This is a genomic window from Streptomyces sp. NPDC033174, assembly GCF_055577795.1.
Genome location: NZ_JBVIPQ010000011.1, coordinates 113,882 through 131,119 on the forward strand (window position 1 = coordinate 113,882; position 17,238 = coordinate 131,119).

Here is a 17,238-nt window from a genome sequence, read left to right on the forward strand (position 1 = left end):
ACCCACCGGCATGTGATAGGGGGCCCGTTCGGGGTACTTCGAGCGGACGGCTACGCCGCGAGCGAGCCCGGAAGGACCGCCCGTGGCCCGAACCTCGCCCGCGCCCGGTCCGCCACCGCCTCGATCCGCCGCGCCTTCTCGTCCGCCGGGTCGAAGGTGAGCTGATGCGCGGCCCGTTCGGCGGGGATCAGCCCCTCGGCGCGCAGCGCGATCCCCCGCACCCGGGCCCGCTGCAGCCCGAGCGACTCGTGGACGGCGTACGCGGTGGCGGTGAGCTCCGCCGAGTGGGCGGTCGGCTCGCGCAGGGTGCGGGTGCGGGTGGTGGTGGAGCGGTCGGCGTACCGGACGGTGAGCGTCAGCGTGCGGCACACCTGCTCCTCGGCCCGCATCCGCGCGCCCAGTTCCCCGGCGAGCGAGAGCAGGGCGCGGCGGTGCCTGTCCTGGTCCAGCTCATCGCGCGGGAAGGCGCGTTCGGCGGCGAGCGACCGGGCGGCGGCGTTCGGGACGACCGGTGTGCGGTCGATGCCCCGCGCCCGCTCCCACACGTCCCTCCCGGCGCGGGCGCCGATGAGCCGCTGGAGGACGGCGAGCGGCGCGGCGGCGACCCGGCCGATCGAGTCGAGGCCGTACGAGCAGAGAGTGCGGGCGGTGGCCCGGCCGACGCCGTCCAGCGCGGCGATCGGGCGTTCCTGCAGGAACCCCACGGGATCGTCGACGACGAGGGTGACCCCGGGCCGGGCCTCCCTGGCCGCCATCCGGGCCAGCATCGGATTGGGGCCGGCCCCGATGACGCAGTCCACTCCGTACAGGGCGAGCGCCCTGACCCGTATCAGCGCCGCCAGGTCGGCGACGGGCCGGCCGAAGTAGCGCAGGGAGCCGCGCACGTCGGCGAGCGCGGTGTCGGGCGGGACCGCCTCCACCACCGGCGTGAACTCACCGAGCACACCCAGGAGTTGAGGCATGAGCACCTCATGGGCGGGGCCCGGCCGGAACCGTACACAGAGGATCATCCCGCGCTCCCCGGACTCTGGTGCCACAGCTTCCGCCCCGTGGGAGTCCCTTCGCCCGCCGGCTGGAGGTCCGCCCAGGGGTTCATCTCGTATCCCGTCGACATCCGGATCCGCCGGCCGCCGTCGCCGCCCTCGGGCGCCCCGGCCACCGGCTCCGCCAGCCGTGCGCCGACCGCCTCCAGCCCTCCGGCGGCGCGCAGTTCGACCAGCTCCGCGAGGTTCCAGGCGGCGGCTCCGACCACGCTGAGGCTGCGCGGCCCGCGCCGCTGCACCACTCCGCGGACCAGCAGCAGCCAGGAGTGGAAGACGGTGTGGGCGCACGCCTCGTGGGAGTCGTCGAAGAAGGCGAGGTCGACCAGGCCGGTGCCGTCGTCGAGGGTGGTGAAGATGACGCGCTTGCCGGAGCGGATCGGCGGGGTCTGGGTGGCGGCCTTGGCGCCCGCGACCAGCACGGTCTGTCCGTGCTCGGCCTCGCGCAGCCGCTTGGCGGAGACCACGCCGAGTTCTTCGAGGAAGGCGTGGTGGTCGCCCATGAGATGGCGTGAGGCGTCCATGCCGAGGACGCCCAGCTCGGCGCTGAGGCGTTCCGCGTCGTCGAGGTCGGGCAGTCCGATGGAGGCGGTCTTCCGGCCGCGCGCCAGCGGGAGTTGACCTCCGTAGGAGGCCGCTCCCCGCTGGGTGCGGTGGAGTTCGGTGAGGTGCAGCAGCAGATCGCGGCGGTTGGCGCCGAACGCGTCCAACGCGCCCACCTGGGCCAGTCGTTCGGCGACCGGCTTGCGCGGCCTGGCCCGCTCCCAGAAGTCGAGCAGCGAGGAGTACGGCTGCGCGGACTCGATCCGGGCGCTCTCCGCCTCGCTGATGCCATGGACGTCCGCGAGCGCGAGCCGAAGGCCCCACACCCGAGGTGATTCAGACACCAGTTCGATCCGATGGGCGGCACCCGAGCGGTTCACGTCCAGGGGCAGCACCGGCACCCCGCGCCGCCGCGCGTCCGCGAGCAGCAGCCGCTTCGGATACATCCCCGGGTCGTGGGTGAGCAGCCCGGCGTAGAAGGCCGCCGGATGGTGCGCCTTGAGCCACGCCGACTGATAGGTCGGCACGGCGAAGGCCACCGCGTGCGCCTTGCAGAAGCCGTACGACCCGAAGGCCTCGACGATCTCCCAGGTGCGCGCGATCACTTCGTATCCGTAGCCCCGCCGCTCCGCCCGCTGCGCGAACCAGACCTTGATCTTCCCCTGCGATTCGGGGTGCGAGAGACCTCGCCGGGCCTGGTCGGCCTCGTCCCGGCCGCAGCCGGTCATGATGCTCACGATCCGGATGATCTGTTCGTGGAAGACGACCACGCCATAGGTCTCCTTCAGCGCCTCCTCCAGATCGGGGTGCGGATAGCGGACCGGCGCCCGGCCGTGCCTGGCCTCGATGAACGGCCGCACCATGTCGGCGGCCACCGGCCCCGGCCGGAAGAGCGAGATGTCGACCACCAGGTCGTGGAAGGTCGCGGGCTGGAGACGGCCCACCAGGTCCCGCTGGCCCGGCGACTCGATCTGGAAGCACCCCAGCGTCTCGGTGGACTGGATGAGCCGATAGGTCTTCGGGTCGCCCTCCGGGACCGCGTCGATGTCCACCCGCTCCCCCGTCGTCCGCTCGACCTCGGCGACCGCGTGCGCCATCGCGGACTGCATCCGCACCCCCAGGACGTCGAGCTTGAGCAGCCCGAGCTCCTCCACGTCGTCCTTGTCGAACTGCGCCATCGGAAAGGGGGCACCTCCCCGGCCCCCAGGGCCGAGGGGGACCTCGCCGCTGGTGGGCATCACGGGCGTACGGGTGAGCAGCGAGGCGTCCGAGAGGAGCACCCCGCACGGGTGCATGGCGATGCCGCGCGGCAGTTTGTCCAGCGCCTCGACCAGCTCCCACATCCGGCCGTACTTCCCCCCCTCCCGTCGGAACTCCTCGGCCAGCCCGCGCAGTTCGGGCAGCTCGTCCATGGCCGCGCGGGCGTCCCTGGCCCGGATGTGCGGGAAGGACTTGGCGATCCGGTCGACCTCGGCCGGGTCCATGGAGAGGGCGGCGCCGACATCTCGTACGGCGTGGCGGACCCGGTAGGTCTCGGGCATGGCGACGGCGGCGACCCGCTCGGTGCCGAAGCGGTCGATGATCGCGCGGTAGACCTCGAGGCGGCGGGCGGACTCCACGTCGATGTCGATGTCGGGCAGGGCGGTGCGCCGCTTGGACAGGAAGCGCTCCATCAGCAGCCCGTGCTCGACCGGGTCGGCGTGCGCGATCCCGAGGAGATGGTTCACCAGCGACCCGGCGCCGGAGCCGCGCGCGGCGACCCTGATCCCCATCGCCCGTACGTCGTCGACGACTTGAGCGACCGTCAGGAAGTAGGTGGCGAATCCGTGGTGGGCGATGATGTCGAGTTCGCTCCACATCCGCTCCCAGTACTGCCGTCTGTCCTCGTATCCGCGCAGCACCATGCCCGCGGCGGCCCGGGAGGCAAGTACGCGCTGCGCGGTGCGGTGCGCGGCGCCGACGAGATGCGGCTCGGGGAAGTGGGCGGAGCCGATGCCGAGGTCGTCCTCGGGGTCGACGACGCACGCGGCCGCGGTTTCCTCGGTGAGGGAGAGCAGGCGGTGCGCGACATCACGCCGGAAGCCGGCCGCCTCGGCGACCCGCTCGGCAATAAGGGCCATCGCCTCCGGGTCCTTGAGCCAGCGTTCGCCGCTGTCCAGGCCCCTGCGGGGGTCGATGGGGACCAGCCGGCGGGCCGCGTCGAGGACATCGGCGACCGGGCCCTGGCCGGGGTCGGCATAGCGGACGGCGTTGGTGAGTACGGCCCGTACGCCCTGCTCGGCGGCGAAGCCGAGAGTGCGGGCGGCGTGCCGCAGCGAGCCGGGGCCGGTACCGGTGCGGCCGTGGTGCACGACCTCCAGGCGCAGGTCGTCGCCGTAGATCTCCCGCCAGGGGGCGAGCAGGCGGACGGCGCGGTCGGGGCGGCCGGCGGCGAGGGCGCGGCCGACCTCGGAGTCGGGGCCGAGGAGCACGGTCAGGCCGTCGCCGTGGTTGTCGGACCAGGGCAGCAGCGGGGTGGCGGCGCCGGCCGCGTGGGCGGCGGTCACCAGGCGGCACAACGAGGTCCAGCCACGACGGTCGCGGGCGAGGAAGACGGTGCGGGGGGCGGACTCGTCGACGAAGGCGCCGCCGCGCACGGGGGTGCGGCGGCGCTCGGTGGGGCCGCCCTTGGAACCCGGCGGCTCGCCCACCGCGAGGTCCGTTCCGAACAGGGCGCGTACGCCCTCCTCGGAGCAGGCCCGGGCGAACCGGACCGTGCCCGCGAGGGTGTCGCGGTCGGTCAGGGCGAGGGCGTCCATGCCCCGCTCGGCGGCGCGCTCGGCCAGTCGCGACGGGTGCGAGGCCCCGTAGCGCAGGGAGAAGCCCGACACCGTGTGCAGGTGCGTGAACCCGGGCATCCGCACCTCCTGGATCGATCCGTCTCACCTCCCCCACCACCACCATAGACCAGTTTCGAACGCACGTACGACACGAATGTTCGAACGACTTCCCTTCAGCCATTCGGCCCCTGCCCACCTGCGGGGATACGGACCGGCCCGGAGCGTGGGGGCATGAGTTTCGCCGAGGAACTGAAGAGCGCCGTCACCCCGCGAGCAGCCCTGCTCGTCATCGGCGTCCTGGCCCTGCAACTGCTGTTCATCACGTCCTACGTCGGCGCGCTGCACAACCCGAAGCCCAAGGAGGTCCCCTTCGGCGTGGTCGCGCCGGGCCCCGCGGCGCGGCAGGCGGCGGACCGGCTGGCGAAGCTCCCCGGCGACCCGCTCGACCCGAAGGTGATCAACGACGAGGCAGACGCCCGTAAGCAGATCACGCACCGCGAGATCGACGGCGCCCTGATCATCGACCCGAGGGGCGCCAGGGACACACTGCTCGTCGCCTCGGGCGGCGGCACCGTGCTCTCCAGTGCCCTGGAGAGGATCACCACGGTGATCGAGAAGTCCCAGGGCAGGACCGTGCGGACGGTGGATGTGGCGCCGGCGTCCGCCCGGGACTTCGATGGCCTCTCCGCCTTCTATCTGGTCGTCGGGTGGTGCGTGGGCGGGTATCTCTGCGCCTCGATCCTGGCGATCAGCGCGGGCTCCCGGCCCGCGAACCCGGAGCGTGCGGTCATCCGGCTCGGCGTCATGGCGCTCTCCGCCCTGGCGGGCGGCCTCGGTGGCGCGGTCATCGTCGGGCCGATCCTCGGCGCGCTGCCCGGCAGCGTGATGGCGCTGTGGGGTCTCGGCGCCCTGGTCGTCTTCGCGGTCGGCGCCGCCACGCTCGCCCTCCAGGCGCTCACCGGCATCGTGGGCATCGGCCTGGCGGTCCTGCTGATCGTGATCGCGGGCAATCCCAGCGCGGGCGGCGCCTTCCCCGCGCCGATGCTGCCGGACTTCTGGCGGGCGATCGGCCCGGCCCTCCCACCCGGTGCGGGGACATGGGCGGCGCGCTCGATCGCCTACTTCAAGGGCAACGCGATGACCGGGCCGATGCTGGTGCTCTCCGCCTGGGCCGTGGTCGGCAGCGCGATCACGTTGGTGATGGCGGGACTGCGGAGGAAGACCGCCGACACCGAGGACGGAGCCGTGGGGGGTGGACCCGAACGGGACGCTGGGAGCCGACCGGGTGTGAGCCCGCCGAAGGGGTGATCCGGCCGCGTATGAGCCGACCGGGGCTGAGCCCGCCGGGGTGAGCGGCCGTGTGTGGGCCGAACGGCGTGAGAGGCCGCCGTGTGTGAGCGGCGGGTCGTGAGCCGGCCGCGGGTGGCCCGGCCCGAACAGCACGGGAGCGGGCAGGGAAACGGGCAGGGGGAACGGAGACCGGGACGCGGGCAGGGGCCGCCCGGCGACGGCCGGGCGGCCCCTGTGTCCGAAAACGGCTCCCGTCAGCCGATCTCCGCCCCGAACGCCGCCAGCGCCTCCGGCACCGGCTGGAAGAAGGTCTCCCCGCCCGACGAGCAGTCGCCGCTGCCGCCCGAGGTCAGACCGATCGCGGTGTCGCCCGCGAAGAGGGAGCCGCCGCTGTCGCCCGGCTCGGCGCAGACCGTGGTCTGGATGAGCCCCTCGACGATCTGGCCGTTGCCGTAGTTCACCGTCGCGTCGAGGCCGGTGACCTCGCCGTCGTGGACCTGGGTGGTGGAGCCGCTGCGGGACACCTTCATCCCGACGGTCGCCTCCCCGGCCCGGGTGATCTCCTGGCTGCTGCCGTTGTAGAGGTCGACCGCACTCGGGTGCTCGGCGTCCCCGTCGTACTTGACCAGCGCGAAGTCATTGCCGGGGAACTGCGAGTCGACCATCGTGCCGATCGCCGGCCCGCCCTGGGACTCGGCCCACTCGCTGCCTGCCTCGCCGCAGTGTCCGGCGGTGATGAAGTGCGGCTGGCCGTCCTTGACGACGTTGAAGCCGAGCGAACAGCGCCCGCCGCCGGTGTGGATCGCGTCGCCGCCCGCGATGAACGGCTTGAACTCCCCCGCCGACTTCTTCAGTACGGCCCGGGAACCGAGGCCCTTCACGACCCCGGAGAGCTTCGCCAAGGCCTCGCCCTTGACCGTACGGTCGGCCGTGACGACCACCTTGTTGGTCACCGGGTCGACGGCCCAGGACGTACCCGGGATGGTGGCGCGGCTCTTGAGCGTCTGCCGGGCGCCCGTCAGTTCGGCCAGTGAGTGCTCGACGATTCTGGCCTTGCCGCCCGCCTCCCGTACGGCGTCGGCCGCGTCCTCGTCGACCACATTGACGACCAACGCCTGGGAGGAGGCGTCGTAATACGCCCCGGCCGCGTCACCGCCGAGGTCGTCGCCGAGCGTCGAGGCAAGGTTTCCGGCCGCTGTCGCCGACAGCTTCTTCACGCTGAACTGCTCTGGTTCCTCGCTGGCGTTCGCAGTCTGGAAGGTGACTCCCGCGACCACCAGAGCCGCTACGGCTCCGCCGGCCACTGCCGCATGCCTCTTGGCTATGCGTCGGTGCTTCACGATCGACCTCCTGTGGGGGGCCGCATCGGGGCAAGTGGGGTGCCCTGACACGGAGGATGGAGCCGCCCACTATTCCGAGACCGACGGGTAGCACACAAGGTCGACTTCAGGACGCGCACGCGCCAACTCCGGTGTGGCCCCCGCCCGTCGAGCGCCCCCGATCCCTCCTGGTCGGTTCCGATTGCGAACACCGGGTGCGACCGGCCGATGGGCAGGGGGTAAGGACTAGTCCTGTCTTGAAATCGACGTACGCTTTTCGGTCATCCACCGCACGGCGTGATCCACGGCGTCCCGCAGGGAGACCAGTCTCGCGAAGGCCTCTCCCACCGGGCCCTTCCGCTCCAGCTGCCAGGGAAGCGCACCGCCGATCGCGCCGAAGTCGCTGTCGTCGAGGCACACGTCGCGGTATTCCACCCAGCGCGGCCCCGGTGCCCCCGAGATGACACAGCGATAGGTGCGCAGGGGTGATCCGGTGCGGTATTCGGCGAGATGGAACGCGGTGCAGGCCTCGAAGCCCACATTGATCAGCAGGATCCGCGCGTCGGCCCGCCAGAGCGCGCCCAGAGGGGAGGCCTCGCCGAGATGACTGTGCAGCGGATGCTCGGCGAGCAGTTCGGCGGCACGGGGCCCGAGCGCCGCGAACGAGGTCTGCGGGTGGGAGCTGCGTACGGCTCCCGGGGCCGTGCGCACCGACTCCGCCAGTCTGCCCATCGCCGGGCACGGCGTGGTGTCCGGGTCGAAGGCCGGCATCCGCGCCCTGAGGTCCGCTTCCTGCGCGGGTGACAGCCCCTGGACGCTCGTCCGGTACTGGGGTGAGGTGTCGGAGTTCTCCGGGGTGAACGCCGGGACGACCAGGGTGCCCCGGGGACCGAGCGCCTCCCGCAGCGTCTCCCGCAGAACGTCGGCGTCCAGGCCGGTCCCGCTGAGCGAGGCGTGCACCAGGAGCACGGCCCCTTCCGGTACGCCCAATCGCCTGAGGTCACCGACAACGCCGTCCGCCATGCGGCCAGTTTAGGGCGCGGGAAGGAGGAGTCACGCACTCGAACAGCGCCACGATTCGCCGCGAACAGCACCACGATTCTTTGCCACCGGCGGCCGGGAGCGCACCGTTGCGGCGCCCAGCGGTACGACTTTACTCTCATGGCACTTTCCATTGGAGAAAGCGAAGGCGAAAGCGCGACCGGGGGGTGCGCATGACCGGGATTCCGGGCCCACTGCAGAGCATGGTCTTCCGCAACGCCGACCTGCCGGTTCTCTTCCACCGCACGGACGAGCTCGCCGTCACGCGTCAGCGTGAGGCGGTGAAGGACACCCGTCTCCAACTGCTGCTCCTGGTCCTGGGCGCGGGCCTGGCCACGCTGCCCGAGGGGTGGCGGATCGGGGATTCCTTCCAACTTCCGAGCGCGCTGAGCGCGTTGGCGTACGCGGGGGTGCTCCTGGTCACCTTCCGCGCCTCCCGCCGCCGGGCGAAGTCGCACTGGCAGCTCAATCGCTCCGCGGCCGAGTTCATCAAGTCCCTGTGCTGGCGGTACGCGGTCCACGGCACCCCCTTCGACGCCGGCTCCCCCGACCCCGACCGGCTGTTCGTGGAGCGGCTGGAGGAGGGACTTCAGGAGCTGCGGAAGGTCGGCTGGCAGGACCCACGGGCGTCCGGCGACAGCACCCGCGCGGAGCTGATCACCACGCCCATGCGGCTGCTGCGCGAGAAGCCCTTCTCGGTCCGCAAGGAGACCTACGTCCGGGACCGGCTGATCGAGCAGCGCACCTGGTACCACCGGCGGACGGTCGTGTCGCGCCGGGCCACCGCGCTCTGGTCGGCGACCATCGCGCTGCTCACCATGCTCGCCCTCTTCTTCGGCGCGGTGCACACCCTCTCGCCCGACGAGTCGTTCGATCCGGCCGGTCTGCTGTCCGCCGCCGCGGCCGCGTGCGTGGCCTGGGGCGAGGCCCGCCGGCATCAGCCGCTGATCGCGGCGCACTCGCTGGTGGAGGAGGACCTCGCGGCGATGCACACGGCGATGGAGACGACGGTCGGCGAGGGACAGTGGGCGTCGGCGGTGTACGAGACCGAGCGGATCGTCTCGCCCCAGCACACCGACTGGCTCGTACGGCACCGGAGTTGAGAACCTGACGGAGTCGCCGGCCCCCGGCTCACCTCCACGCCTCGCTGCTGCCCGGGAAAAACGCCCCGCTCCACGCCTCGCTGCTGCCCGGGCGAACACCCGCTCCACGCCTCGCCCGCGGCCCGGCAAACGGGTGGCGTCAGCCCCGCTCCACGCCCTCGCGCCAGATGACCGTGACGGGCTTCCCGCGCTCCCGGGCGTAGCGGACGATGTCGCCCGTGCCGCCGTGGCCCCGGGCCGGGCGGCCGTCCCAGACCGCGAGCAGCCGGTCGCAGTGGTCCGCGATATAGGCGCCGGCGGCGTAGTACGCCTCGTCGGTGGACTTGGGGAACGCCATCCTGATCTCGCGGGTGGCCCGCTCCCGCAGTTCCTGGTAGCGGGCGAGTTCGCCGGGGTCGGCGAAGCCGTCCTCGTAGTCGCCGCTGGGGATGACCACCGTCAGTTCGGCTCCGCAGTCCAGCGCGAGGTCGGCGAACAGCTGGTCCGCACCGGCCGCCAGGCTGGAGAGCGCCTCCAGCGAGCCGTCATGGCCGCGGAGCGCCGCGCGCAGGGCGGCGCGCACATGCGCGTACGCCTCGTCGGGGATGTCCCTGTGGCCGGTCACTCCGATGCGCTTCATCCGCCCCCGCTCTCCTGTGGCCGACCGCTCTCACATCCTCTCAAATGTGGGCGGTTCGTCCAGCTGCGGAGCCCCCGCCCGAAGTTTTCGGACAGGGGCTCTGCGGCTGCCGGACGCGGTGTGCGTGGGGGGTGTGCCGGACGCGAGGGTCTGTCAGTAGACGCTGACGCCGTAGGCGCTCAGGGCCTCCGTGACGGGCTGGAAGAAGGTCGTACCGCCGGAGGAGCAGTTGCCGCTGCCGCCGGAGGTCAGGCCGATCGCCCGGCTGCCGGAGTAGAGCGGGCCGCCGCTGTCGCCGGGTTCGGCGCAGACGTTGGTGCGGATCATGCCGTAGACGATGTCGCCGCCGCCGTAGTTCACCGTGGCGTTGAGGCCGGTGACGCTGCCGCTGTGGGTGCCGGTGGTGGAGCCGCGGCGGGTGACCGACATGCCGACGGTGGCGTTGGCGGCGCTGGTGATGTCGACGCTGCCGACCGTGCCCGGGTGGGCGAGAGAGGTGTTGGCGTAGCGCACGAGGCCGTAGTCGTTGCCGGGGAAGCTGGATCCGACCGTGGGTCCGATGCTCGTGGTGTGAGCGGAGTTGGTGTACCAGGGCGGGTTGCCGTCGGTGCAGTGGCCGGCGGTGAGGAAGTAGTACGTGGTGCCGCTGCGGACGTTGAAGCCGAGCGAGCAGCGCCAGCTGGTGGCGTAGATGGCGTCGCCGCCGGAGATGAGCTTGGAGAAGGTGCCCGGGGTGCGCTCGATCTTCAGGGCGCCCGCGTTGGATCCGGCCTTCTGCTTGATGGCGGCTATCTGCGCGTTGGAGACGCGGGAGTCGACGGTGACGACGACCTTGTTGGTCGCCTTGTCGACGTGCCAGGCGGTACCGGCGATGTCCGCGCCGAGCACGGCGTCACTGGTGGCGGAGAGCTGGGTGGCGCTGAAGGCCTGGTTCGAGTCGGCGTTCGCCGTGGGGACGGCGAGCGCCGCGGCGGCGATCAGGCCGGTGGTGATGGCGACGAGGCGGGTTCGTCTCGCGGTGCCATTGCGGGGGGTGGTGCGCTTGATCCTCACTTCTCGTTCCTCCCGAGGGGAATCCGGGGGCCCGCGGTGGGGTTTCGGGCCCGTGAGGCGCAGCCGGGAGCCCTGGCCTGCCCGGTTTTCGGACAAGGCGTGCCCCTGACAAGCGCTGTTGGGGAGTATTCGGTGCGCCAACTCCGCGCGCAAGGGCGCCTTTCGGCCGCCGACGGCAGCACGGCAGGGGCCCCGGTGGCGGGAAGGTGCCACCGGGGTGATCGAGGTGCCGTGGGCCGGCGTTCGGGGATGGGACGGGTCAGCGGGTGCGCAGGTTCCGTTCTCCTGCCGGGACGCCGGTCGTCAGGGTGTTCCCGGGCGGCGGGAACGGGCAGATGAAGTGGTCGGCGAAGGCGCAGGGCGGCAGCAGCGCGCGGTTGAAGTCGACCGTCACCGAGCCGTCCGCTTGGGGCGCGGCGGGCCGCAGGAACCGGAAGCGGTAGCTTCCCTTTCCGCTGGTCGCATCGGCGAAGACGGCCCAGAGGGACCCGTCGTCCTCGACCGCGACCCGAAGCGTGTGCGGCTCGCCGTCGATCTCGAAGGAGATCTCCCCCGCGAGGCCGAGACCGCGCTCGCGGCCGTCGGCGTTCTCGACCCGCACACTGCGCGTCTGTTCGTACGGACTGAAGGTGCCGGGCAGCGACCAGCGCGGGTCGTACGCGGTCGCCTCGATGCCCTGGAAGGCGCGGCGCGCCTCGGACCGCGGATCGAAGTCCCGTACCGCCCACAGCCCTTCGCGGCGCAGCACGACCAGACGCCTGCCGCCGGCCGCGACCCGCGACTCGTGGACCGGCCCATGGTCCGCGGTGAGGCGGACTTCGCCGGTCAGGGGCTCGCCGTCGACGGTGAGGGAGTCCGCGGCACCGGCCGTGAGAACCACCTCGTCGGCGTCTTCGCGCCACCGCCCGGGGACGGCCGGAATTCGACCTTCCGGGTAGTCGGAGAGCCAGTGGGTACCGGTGAGGGAGAGCGGGCCGTGCGGTGCGGCGACCGCGGCGGTGCGCAGTTCGTGCCAGTGCTTCCAGTCCTGCTCGGGGTCCGTGCTCATGGTGCTCAACCTTTCCATACGAGGTGGCGGGGGCTCAGTCCTTGGGCCTGGGCAGCCCCGGCGGGTCGATCTCCGCCTCGGGGACCGCCTCGCCCCGAAGAGATGGGGCGCGGCTGAGGTTCAGAGCACCTTGGAGAGGAAGGCACGGGTGCGCTCGTGCCGGGGGCTGTCGAGGACCTCCGAGGGCGGCCCCTGCTCGACGATCCGGCCGCCGTCCATGAAGACGACCGTGTCGGCCACCTCGCGGGCGAAGCCGATCTCGTGCGTCACGACGATCATCGTGGTGCCCTGTCCGGCCACGTCCTTGATGACGTCGAGGACCTCACCGACCAGCTCGGGGTCGAGCGCGGACGTCGGTTCGTCGAAGAGCAGCAGCTTGGGTTCGAGGGCGAGCGCGCGGGCGATGGCGACGCGCTGCTGCTGGCCGCCGGAGAGCTGCTTGGGATACGCGTCCGCCTTGTCGTCCAGTCCCACCCGGGCGAGCAGTTTCCCTGCCGCGGCGACCGCTGCGCGGCGGGGCCGCTTCAGGGCGGAGACCGGTGCCTCGACGATGTTCTCGAGCACGGTGAGGTGCGGGAAGAGATGGAAGTTCTGGAAGACGAAACCGATGTGGGTGCGCTGCTTGAGCACCTCGCGCTCGCGCAGTTCGTAGAGCTTGTCGCCGGAGCGGCGGTAGCCCACGAGGGTGCCGTCGACGCTGATCCAGCCGCTGTCCACCTTCTCCAGGTGATTGATGGTGCGCAGCAGGGTGGACTTGCCCGAGCCCGAGGGGCCGAGGATCACGGTGACCTCCCCGGCCCGGACGTCGAGGTCGATGCCGCGCATCACCTCCAGGGCTCCGAAGCTCTTGTGTACGGCCCTGGCTTCGACCATGACGGGTCGGGTGGAGGTGGGCGTGGCGGTGCTCATCGCACGGCTCCCTTGGCATTGGTCGCTTTGTCGACGAGGCTGACGGGGGCGACGGGTGGACCGCTGGTGATCGACATGTCGGTTCCTTGACTGGGTGACAGCGGGGTGACGAGACAGGGCTCCGCGAGAACGGGCCGGACGGTCAGGCACGCACGCGACAGGAGAGGTCCCGCAGCAGGGCCAGCGCGGAGCGGGCGGTGGCGTCGTTCTGCCGGAAGGCCACGCCCCCGGTGCCCGGCCTGGTGAAGGCGCCACCCGCCCGGGCGGTGGTGCCCGGGCCCAGCGCGAAGCGGCGCGGATGCGGCCCGTCGCCGTGCTCCAGGATCCGCCCGTCCCCGGGGTCGACGGAGAGCAGCCCGGTGGCGGTGGCGACCGCCCCGTCCTCGCACAGCGCCCGCAGCAGCGGGCTGCCGGTGAGCTCCAGGGTGGGATCCGGCAGGCGCGCCTCGACCAGGGCGCGGGCCCGCACCCACTCCCCCGGCACGCTCGCGCTGCCGGCCCGGAAGACTCCGCCCTCCTCGTCGGTGTCGACGGTCATTCCGGCGCCGAGGAAGCGGACCACCCCGGCGCGGGAGAGCGCGAGGAGCTGCCGCAACCGGGGGCCGGGCGGGCCGGAGGCGAGGAAGCTGAAGAAGCCGTGCCACCACGGCCCGGTGTCGCCGAATCCGACGAGTTGCCCGTAGACGGAGAGCAGGGCGCCGAAGACGGCCAGGTCCGGGCTGTGTTCCGGGTCGTGCCGTCGGGCGAGGTCGTCGGCGATGTGGCGGCGCAGCCCGCCCTGAAGTGCGTTGTACGAGTCGTAGCGCAGCCCGTCCAGCGGCCGGTCCAGGGCGTCGGGAGCGAACCGGTCGGCGGTGTCGGGGACGGCGGCGGCCACGAGCGCGTCCAGCTCGGGCCCGCCTGGCTCGGCGGCGGCGTACGCCTCCTCGAAGTCGTTCCAGGGCAGGGTGGTCCGCTCGGGGTGGGCGGTGAAGAGTCGGTGGTAGTGGGCATAGCGAAGCTCTTTGTCGATGAGTGGCCACAGGTCGCGCCGGAAGTCGACAGGGTCCGGCCGGTTCAGCAGCGCGTCGACCTGGGCGGGCCCGAAGAAGCGGGGCAGCGGGGGCCGTTCGCCGTCGAACGCGTACCCGATCTTGGAGTGGTACGGGACTCCCCGCCGGGAACCGACGTACAGCACCGGTTCCCGGCCCGAGGGCAGATAGGTGCCCGTGGTGTCGTCGTGCCGTCCTCCCCGTCCCTCGGTGAGCAGCACCATCAGATCGACGAAGGCGAGCCCGAAGCCGCGGACGATGACCGGTTCGCCGGCCGGAACGGCGGCGAGATCGAGGTCGGCGGTGAAGGCGGGCGGCAGGTGGACCAGCCGGTGGCGGGCGGCGAAGTCGGCCAGGCGGCGCTGCTGGGCGTCCGGTTCGGCGTCGGTGTGGCCGAGGGTCAGCACGACGGCGTCGGCTACCAGCGGCAGGGTGCGGCCGTCGAGCCAGACCCGCTGCCGGCCTTCGCGGGGGCCGCTGATCCGCAGGGCGGCGGCCCGGTGCTCGTGCACGGTGACGGTCCCGGGCAGTGCGGCGACGGCCTGTTCGTACACCCAGCGCAGATAGGCGCCCTGCTGCCGGCGGCTGGGGAAGGCCCCGCCCTCCAGGCCCGCCCAGGCGGCGAGCGTCGGGCCCTCCCGTACGGGCCCCTCCAGGGTCACCGTCCGGTCGGTGAACATGGTGACGTCCTCGGCCCGTGAGTTCATCCAGAGCAGCGGCGACTGCGCCTCGCGCCAGATCCGGCCGCCGCCGGCCGGATACGGGTCGACGAGATGGATGTCGAGGCGCTCGTCGCCGTAGAGAGACGGGATGTTGGCGGCGAGCCGTTCCAGGAGACCGGTCCCCCGCGGCCCGGCCCCCACGATCACCAGGGAGCCGCTCATCGGTCACCGGCCGTGCCGCGCGCGTAGTGGCGCTCGACGTAGTGCTGTCCGAGGCTCAGCAGCGAGGTGACCAGGACGTACCAGAGGGTGGCGACGAGCAGCAGGGGGACGACCTGGTAGGTGCGGTGATAGACCAACTGGACCGAGTAGAGCAGGTCCTGCACGGCGATGACGCTGACGATCGAGGTGCCCTTGAGGGTGCCGATCAGCATGTTCCCGGCAGGCGGGACGATGGCGCGCATCGCCTGGGGCAGCACGATCCGGCGCAGCCTGCGCCACCGCCCGAGGCCCAGGGACTGCGCGGCCTCGATCTGGCCGCGCTCGACGGAGAGGATGCCGCCGCGGACGACCTCGGCGGCGTACGCGGCCTCGTGCAGGGTGAGTCCGACGATGGCGACGGTGACGGGGCCGAGGAGATTGACCGTACGGACGCCGAGGATCTGCGGGTACAGCGCGCCGATGTTGAACCAGAACAGCAGCTGGACCAGGATCGGCGTGGACCGGAAGAACCACACGTACACCCAACTGACGCCGCGCAGAACCGGGTTGGTGGACAGCCGGAAGACCGCGAGCAGGGTGCCGAGGGCGAAGCCCAGGGCCATGACGAGGGCGGTCAGCCACAGGGTGAGGCCGAGTCCGCGCAGAACGGCGGTGGAGGTGAAGTAGTCCCCGACGACGCCCCATTGGAACGCCTCGTTGCGCACGACCGAGGTGAGGACGAGGGCGACGAGCGCCAGGACGACAACGGCGGTGGCCCACTGGCCGGGCCGGCGGGCCGGAACGATGCGGGGATGGTCGGCGGGCGGGTCGGCCGGCGTGACCGAGGGGGTTTTGGAGAGGGTCGCGGACATGCGAAGGCTCCGTGGGTTCGGAATCGAACTCGGGTGGTGCCTTCACCTGAAGCGGCGCGCGGACCGAGCCCCTCAGCACGATCCGCTCCCGAGGCTATGAGGTCCGCACGGGTCGTTGTCAAGCACGTCCGCACTGTGAGCCGTACGTCTCACCGTGGTTGACGCGGAAACGGATGCCTGTTCCACTTGGCCCATGCATTCGCAGCAGTGGCTGGTCACGCGCTCCCACATCGACTTCGGTCGCGTGTGGTCCTCTTCCTGTTGAGCCGACCCCCACGCTTTCGCTGCCCGCGCGTTTTCCGCGCCGTTTCCGCAGTGCCTTCACCTCTGTAGCTGTGCGCTCAACTCCCCTCGCCTTGCCGTGACTTCACCCTGCCCACTTCTCGAAGGGCACCCATGACGTCCACCCGGGCCGTGTTCCCGTGCTGACCGTGCTGGACGAGCCGGCCCACGTTCGAGAAACACCTGGAGAAACCTCAGCCATGAGTACGAAGCGCAACACCGCCGTCTTCGCCCTGATCACCGCCGCCACGCTGGCCCTCACGGCCTGCGGATCGGGCGACCCGGCGGCGGCCGGGGCGGCCGCCGGGCCCGGTACGGCGAAGAAGGGCGGCCTCCCGACGACCGACGTGGTCTCCTCGGTCGCCAAGGACGAGGCCGCCGCGAAGCTCCTGCCCGCCGACGTACGGGCCCGGGGCACGCTCACGCTCGCCACCGCCGTCGGCAACCCGCCCGGCGCGACCTACCTGGAGGACGGGAAGACCCTCGCCGGCCAGGACATCGACTTCGCGGACGCCGTCGCCAAGGTGCTCGGTCTGAAGCTGAAGCGGGAGGTGGCGAGCTTCGAGGTGATCCTGCCGGCGCTGGGGAGCGGGAAGTACGACCTGGGCACCGGGAACTTCGGGGTGACCGAGGAGCGCCGGGAGACCATCGACTTCGTCACCTACGTCAACGACGGCCAGGGTTTCGCGGCCCGCAAGGACAGTGAACTCAAGAAGATCACCGACCTCACCCAGCTCTGCGGCCTGAACGTGGCGACGGGCGCGGGCACGACCTTCGAGGCGACCCTGGAGAAGGAGAGGGGCCGCTGCGCGCCGACGGGAAGGAAGCCGTACGAGGTCCAGACGTACGCGGACCAGGGGGCGCTGTGGATCTCGCTCCAGCAGGGCCGCAGCGATGTCGTGATGAGCACGATCAACGGCCTGCGGTACGCGGTGACGCAGCAGGAGGACGTCACGTTCCTCAACGAGTTCAGGCGCCTGGACGTGGGATTCGCCTTCAAGAAGGGCACGCCACTGGCCCCGGCGTTCCAGGCGGCGGTGAACAAACTGAAGAAGGACGGCACCTATGACCGGATTCTGAGGAAGTGGGGGACGACGGCGTCGGCGATCGATGAGTCCCGGATCTCTCCGCCGGAACGGACCAAGGGGTGAGGCGGGAGGCCGCTCCTGGGCGCCGCGCGCCGAGGGCGCCGGGGGCGGTCGTGCGGGCGCCCTACCGAGCGCGCCGGGGGCGGTCCTGCGGGGCCGCCCAGCAAAGGGCGCCGCGCGCCGTGGGTTGTGGGGCCACCCCCCCCCCCCCCCCCCCACCCCGAAAAGGGTGGGCCCAAAAGACCAAAGGGGGGGGGGAAGCCAACATTACAACCCCAACTACAACAATCGCCCCCCCCCCCCACAGCTGAACAACCC

13 protein-coding genes are annotated in these 17,238 nt (G+C 71.8%); 3 read left to right on the forward strand and 10 right to left on the reverse strand.

From position 1 onward, the window contains the following. Positions 1–50 precede the first annotated feature (50 nt). Positions 51–1,010, reverse strand: a complete 960-nt coding sequence (locus ACZ5VC_RS29575; RefSeq protein ID WP_469123047.1) for a DNA polymerase Y family protein — start codon at positions 1,008–1,010, stop codon at positions 51–53. Next, positions 1,007–4,480, reverse strand: a complete 3,474-nt coding sequence (locus tag ACZ5VC_RS29580) for a DNA polymerase III subunit alpha (protein ID WP_469123048.1) — start codon at positions 4,478–4,480, stop codon at positions 1,007–1,009. Before ACZ5VC_RS29580 ends, ACZ5VC_RS29575 begins: the two co-directional genes overlap by 4 nt. Before the next feature lie 153 nt (positions 4,481–4,633). Here ACZ5VC_RS29580 and ACZ5VC_RS29585 point away from each other — a divergent pair, with 153 nt between their 5' ends. Then, a complete protein-coding gene (locus ACZ5VC_RS29585) occupies positions 4,634–5,710 on the forward strand; it encodes an ABC transporter permease (protein ID WP_469123049.1) in 1,077 nt (358 codons plus the stop codon). A gap of 236 nt (positions 5,711–5,946) precedes the next feature. On the opposite strand, the gene ACZ5VC_RS29590 is transcribed toward ACZ5VC_RS29585, so the two are convergent. Then, positions 5,947–7,032, reverse strand: a complete 1,086-nt coding sequence (locus ACZ5VC_RS29590; RefSeq protein WP_469123050.1) for a S1 family peptidase — start codon at positions 7,030–7,032, stop codon at positions 5,947–5,949. A 225-nt stretch (positions 7,033–7,257) separates the two neighbouring features. Next, complete coding sequence (locus ACZ5VC_RS29595) at positions 7,258–8,034, reverse strand: AAC(3) family N-acetyltransferase (RefSeq protein ID WP_469123051.1); 777 nt, start codon at positions 8,032–8,034, stop codon at positions 7,258–7,260. A gap of 221 nt (positions 8,035–8,255) precedes the next feature. Between ACZ5VC_RS29595 and ACZ5VC_RS29600 the strand changes: the two genes are divergently transcribed. After that, positions 8,256–9,155, forward strand: coding sequence for a DUF4231 domain-containing protein (locus ACZ5VC_RS29600; protein WP_469123110.1), 900 nt, complete (start codon positions 8,256–8,258; stop codon positions 9,153–9,155). 139 nt (positions 9,156–9,294) lie between these two features. Here the strand turns inward: ACZ5VC_RS29600 and ACZ5VC_RS29605 are convergent, their stop codons facing one another. From ACZ5VC_RS29605 to ACZ5VC_RS29630, 6 genes are all read right to left on the reverse strand, one after another. Then, positions 9,295–9,774, reverse strand: coding sequence for a hypothetical protein (locus ACZ5VC_RS29605; RefSeq protein ID WP_469123052.1), 480 nt, complete (start codon positions 9,772–9,774; stop codon positions 9,295–9,297). A gap of 153 nt (positions 9,775–9,927) precedes the next feature. After that, entirely contained in the window at positions 9,928–10,827 is a 900-nt protein-coding gene (locus ACZ5VC_RS29610; protein WP_469123053.1) for a S1 family peptidase, read from the reverse strand. A 259-nt stretch (positions 10,828–11,086) separates the two neighbouring features. Continuing rightward, complete coding sequence (locus ACZ5VC_RS29615; protein ID WP_469123054.1) at positions 11,087–11,875, reverse strand: DUF1684 domain-containing protein; 789 nt, start codon at positions 11,873–11,875, stop codon at positions 11,087–11,089. A 120-nt stretch (positions 11,876–11,995) separates the two neighbouring features. Next, complete coding sequence (locus ACZ5VC_RS29620; RefSeq protein WP_469123111.1) at positions 11,996–12,748, reverse strand: amino acid ABC transporter ATP-binding protein; 753 nt, start codon at positions 12,746–12,748, stop codon at positions 11,996–11,998. A 178-nt stretch (positions 12,749–12,926) separates the two neighbouring features. Then, positions 12,927–14,699 carry an FAD/NAD(P)-binding protein gene (locus ACZ5VC_RS29625; protein WP_469123055.1) on the reverse strand — a complete coding sequence of 591 codons (1,773 nt, stop codon included), beginning with the start codon at positions 14,697–14,699 and terminating at the stop codon, positions 12,927–12,929. Further along, positions 14,696–15,550, reverse strand: coding sequence for an amino acid ABC transporter permease (locus ACZ5VC_RS29630; RefSeq protein ID WP_469123056.1), 855 nt, complete (start codon positions 15,548–15,550; stop codon positions 14,696–14,698). Before ACZ5VC_RS29630 ends, ACZ5VC_RS29625 begins: the two co-directional genes overlap by 4 nt. 482 nt (positions 15,551–16,032) lie before the next feature. Between ACZ5VC_RS29630 and ACZ5VC_RS29635 the strand changes: the two genes are divergently transcribed. Then, a complete protein-coding gene (locus ACZ5VC_RS29635) occupies positions 16,033–16,983 on the forward strand; it encodes an ABC transporter substrate-binding protein (protein WP_469123057.1) in 951 nt (316 codons plus the stop codon). Positions 16,984–17,238 lie beyond the last annotated feature (255 nt).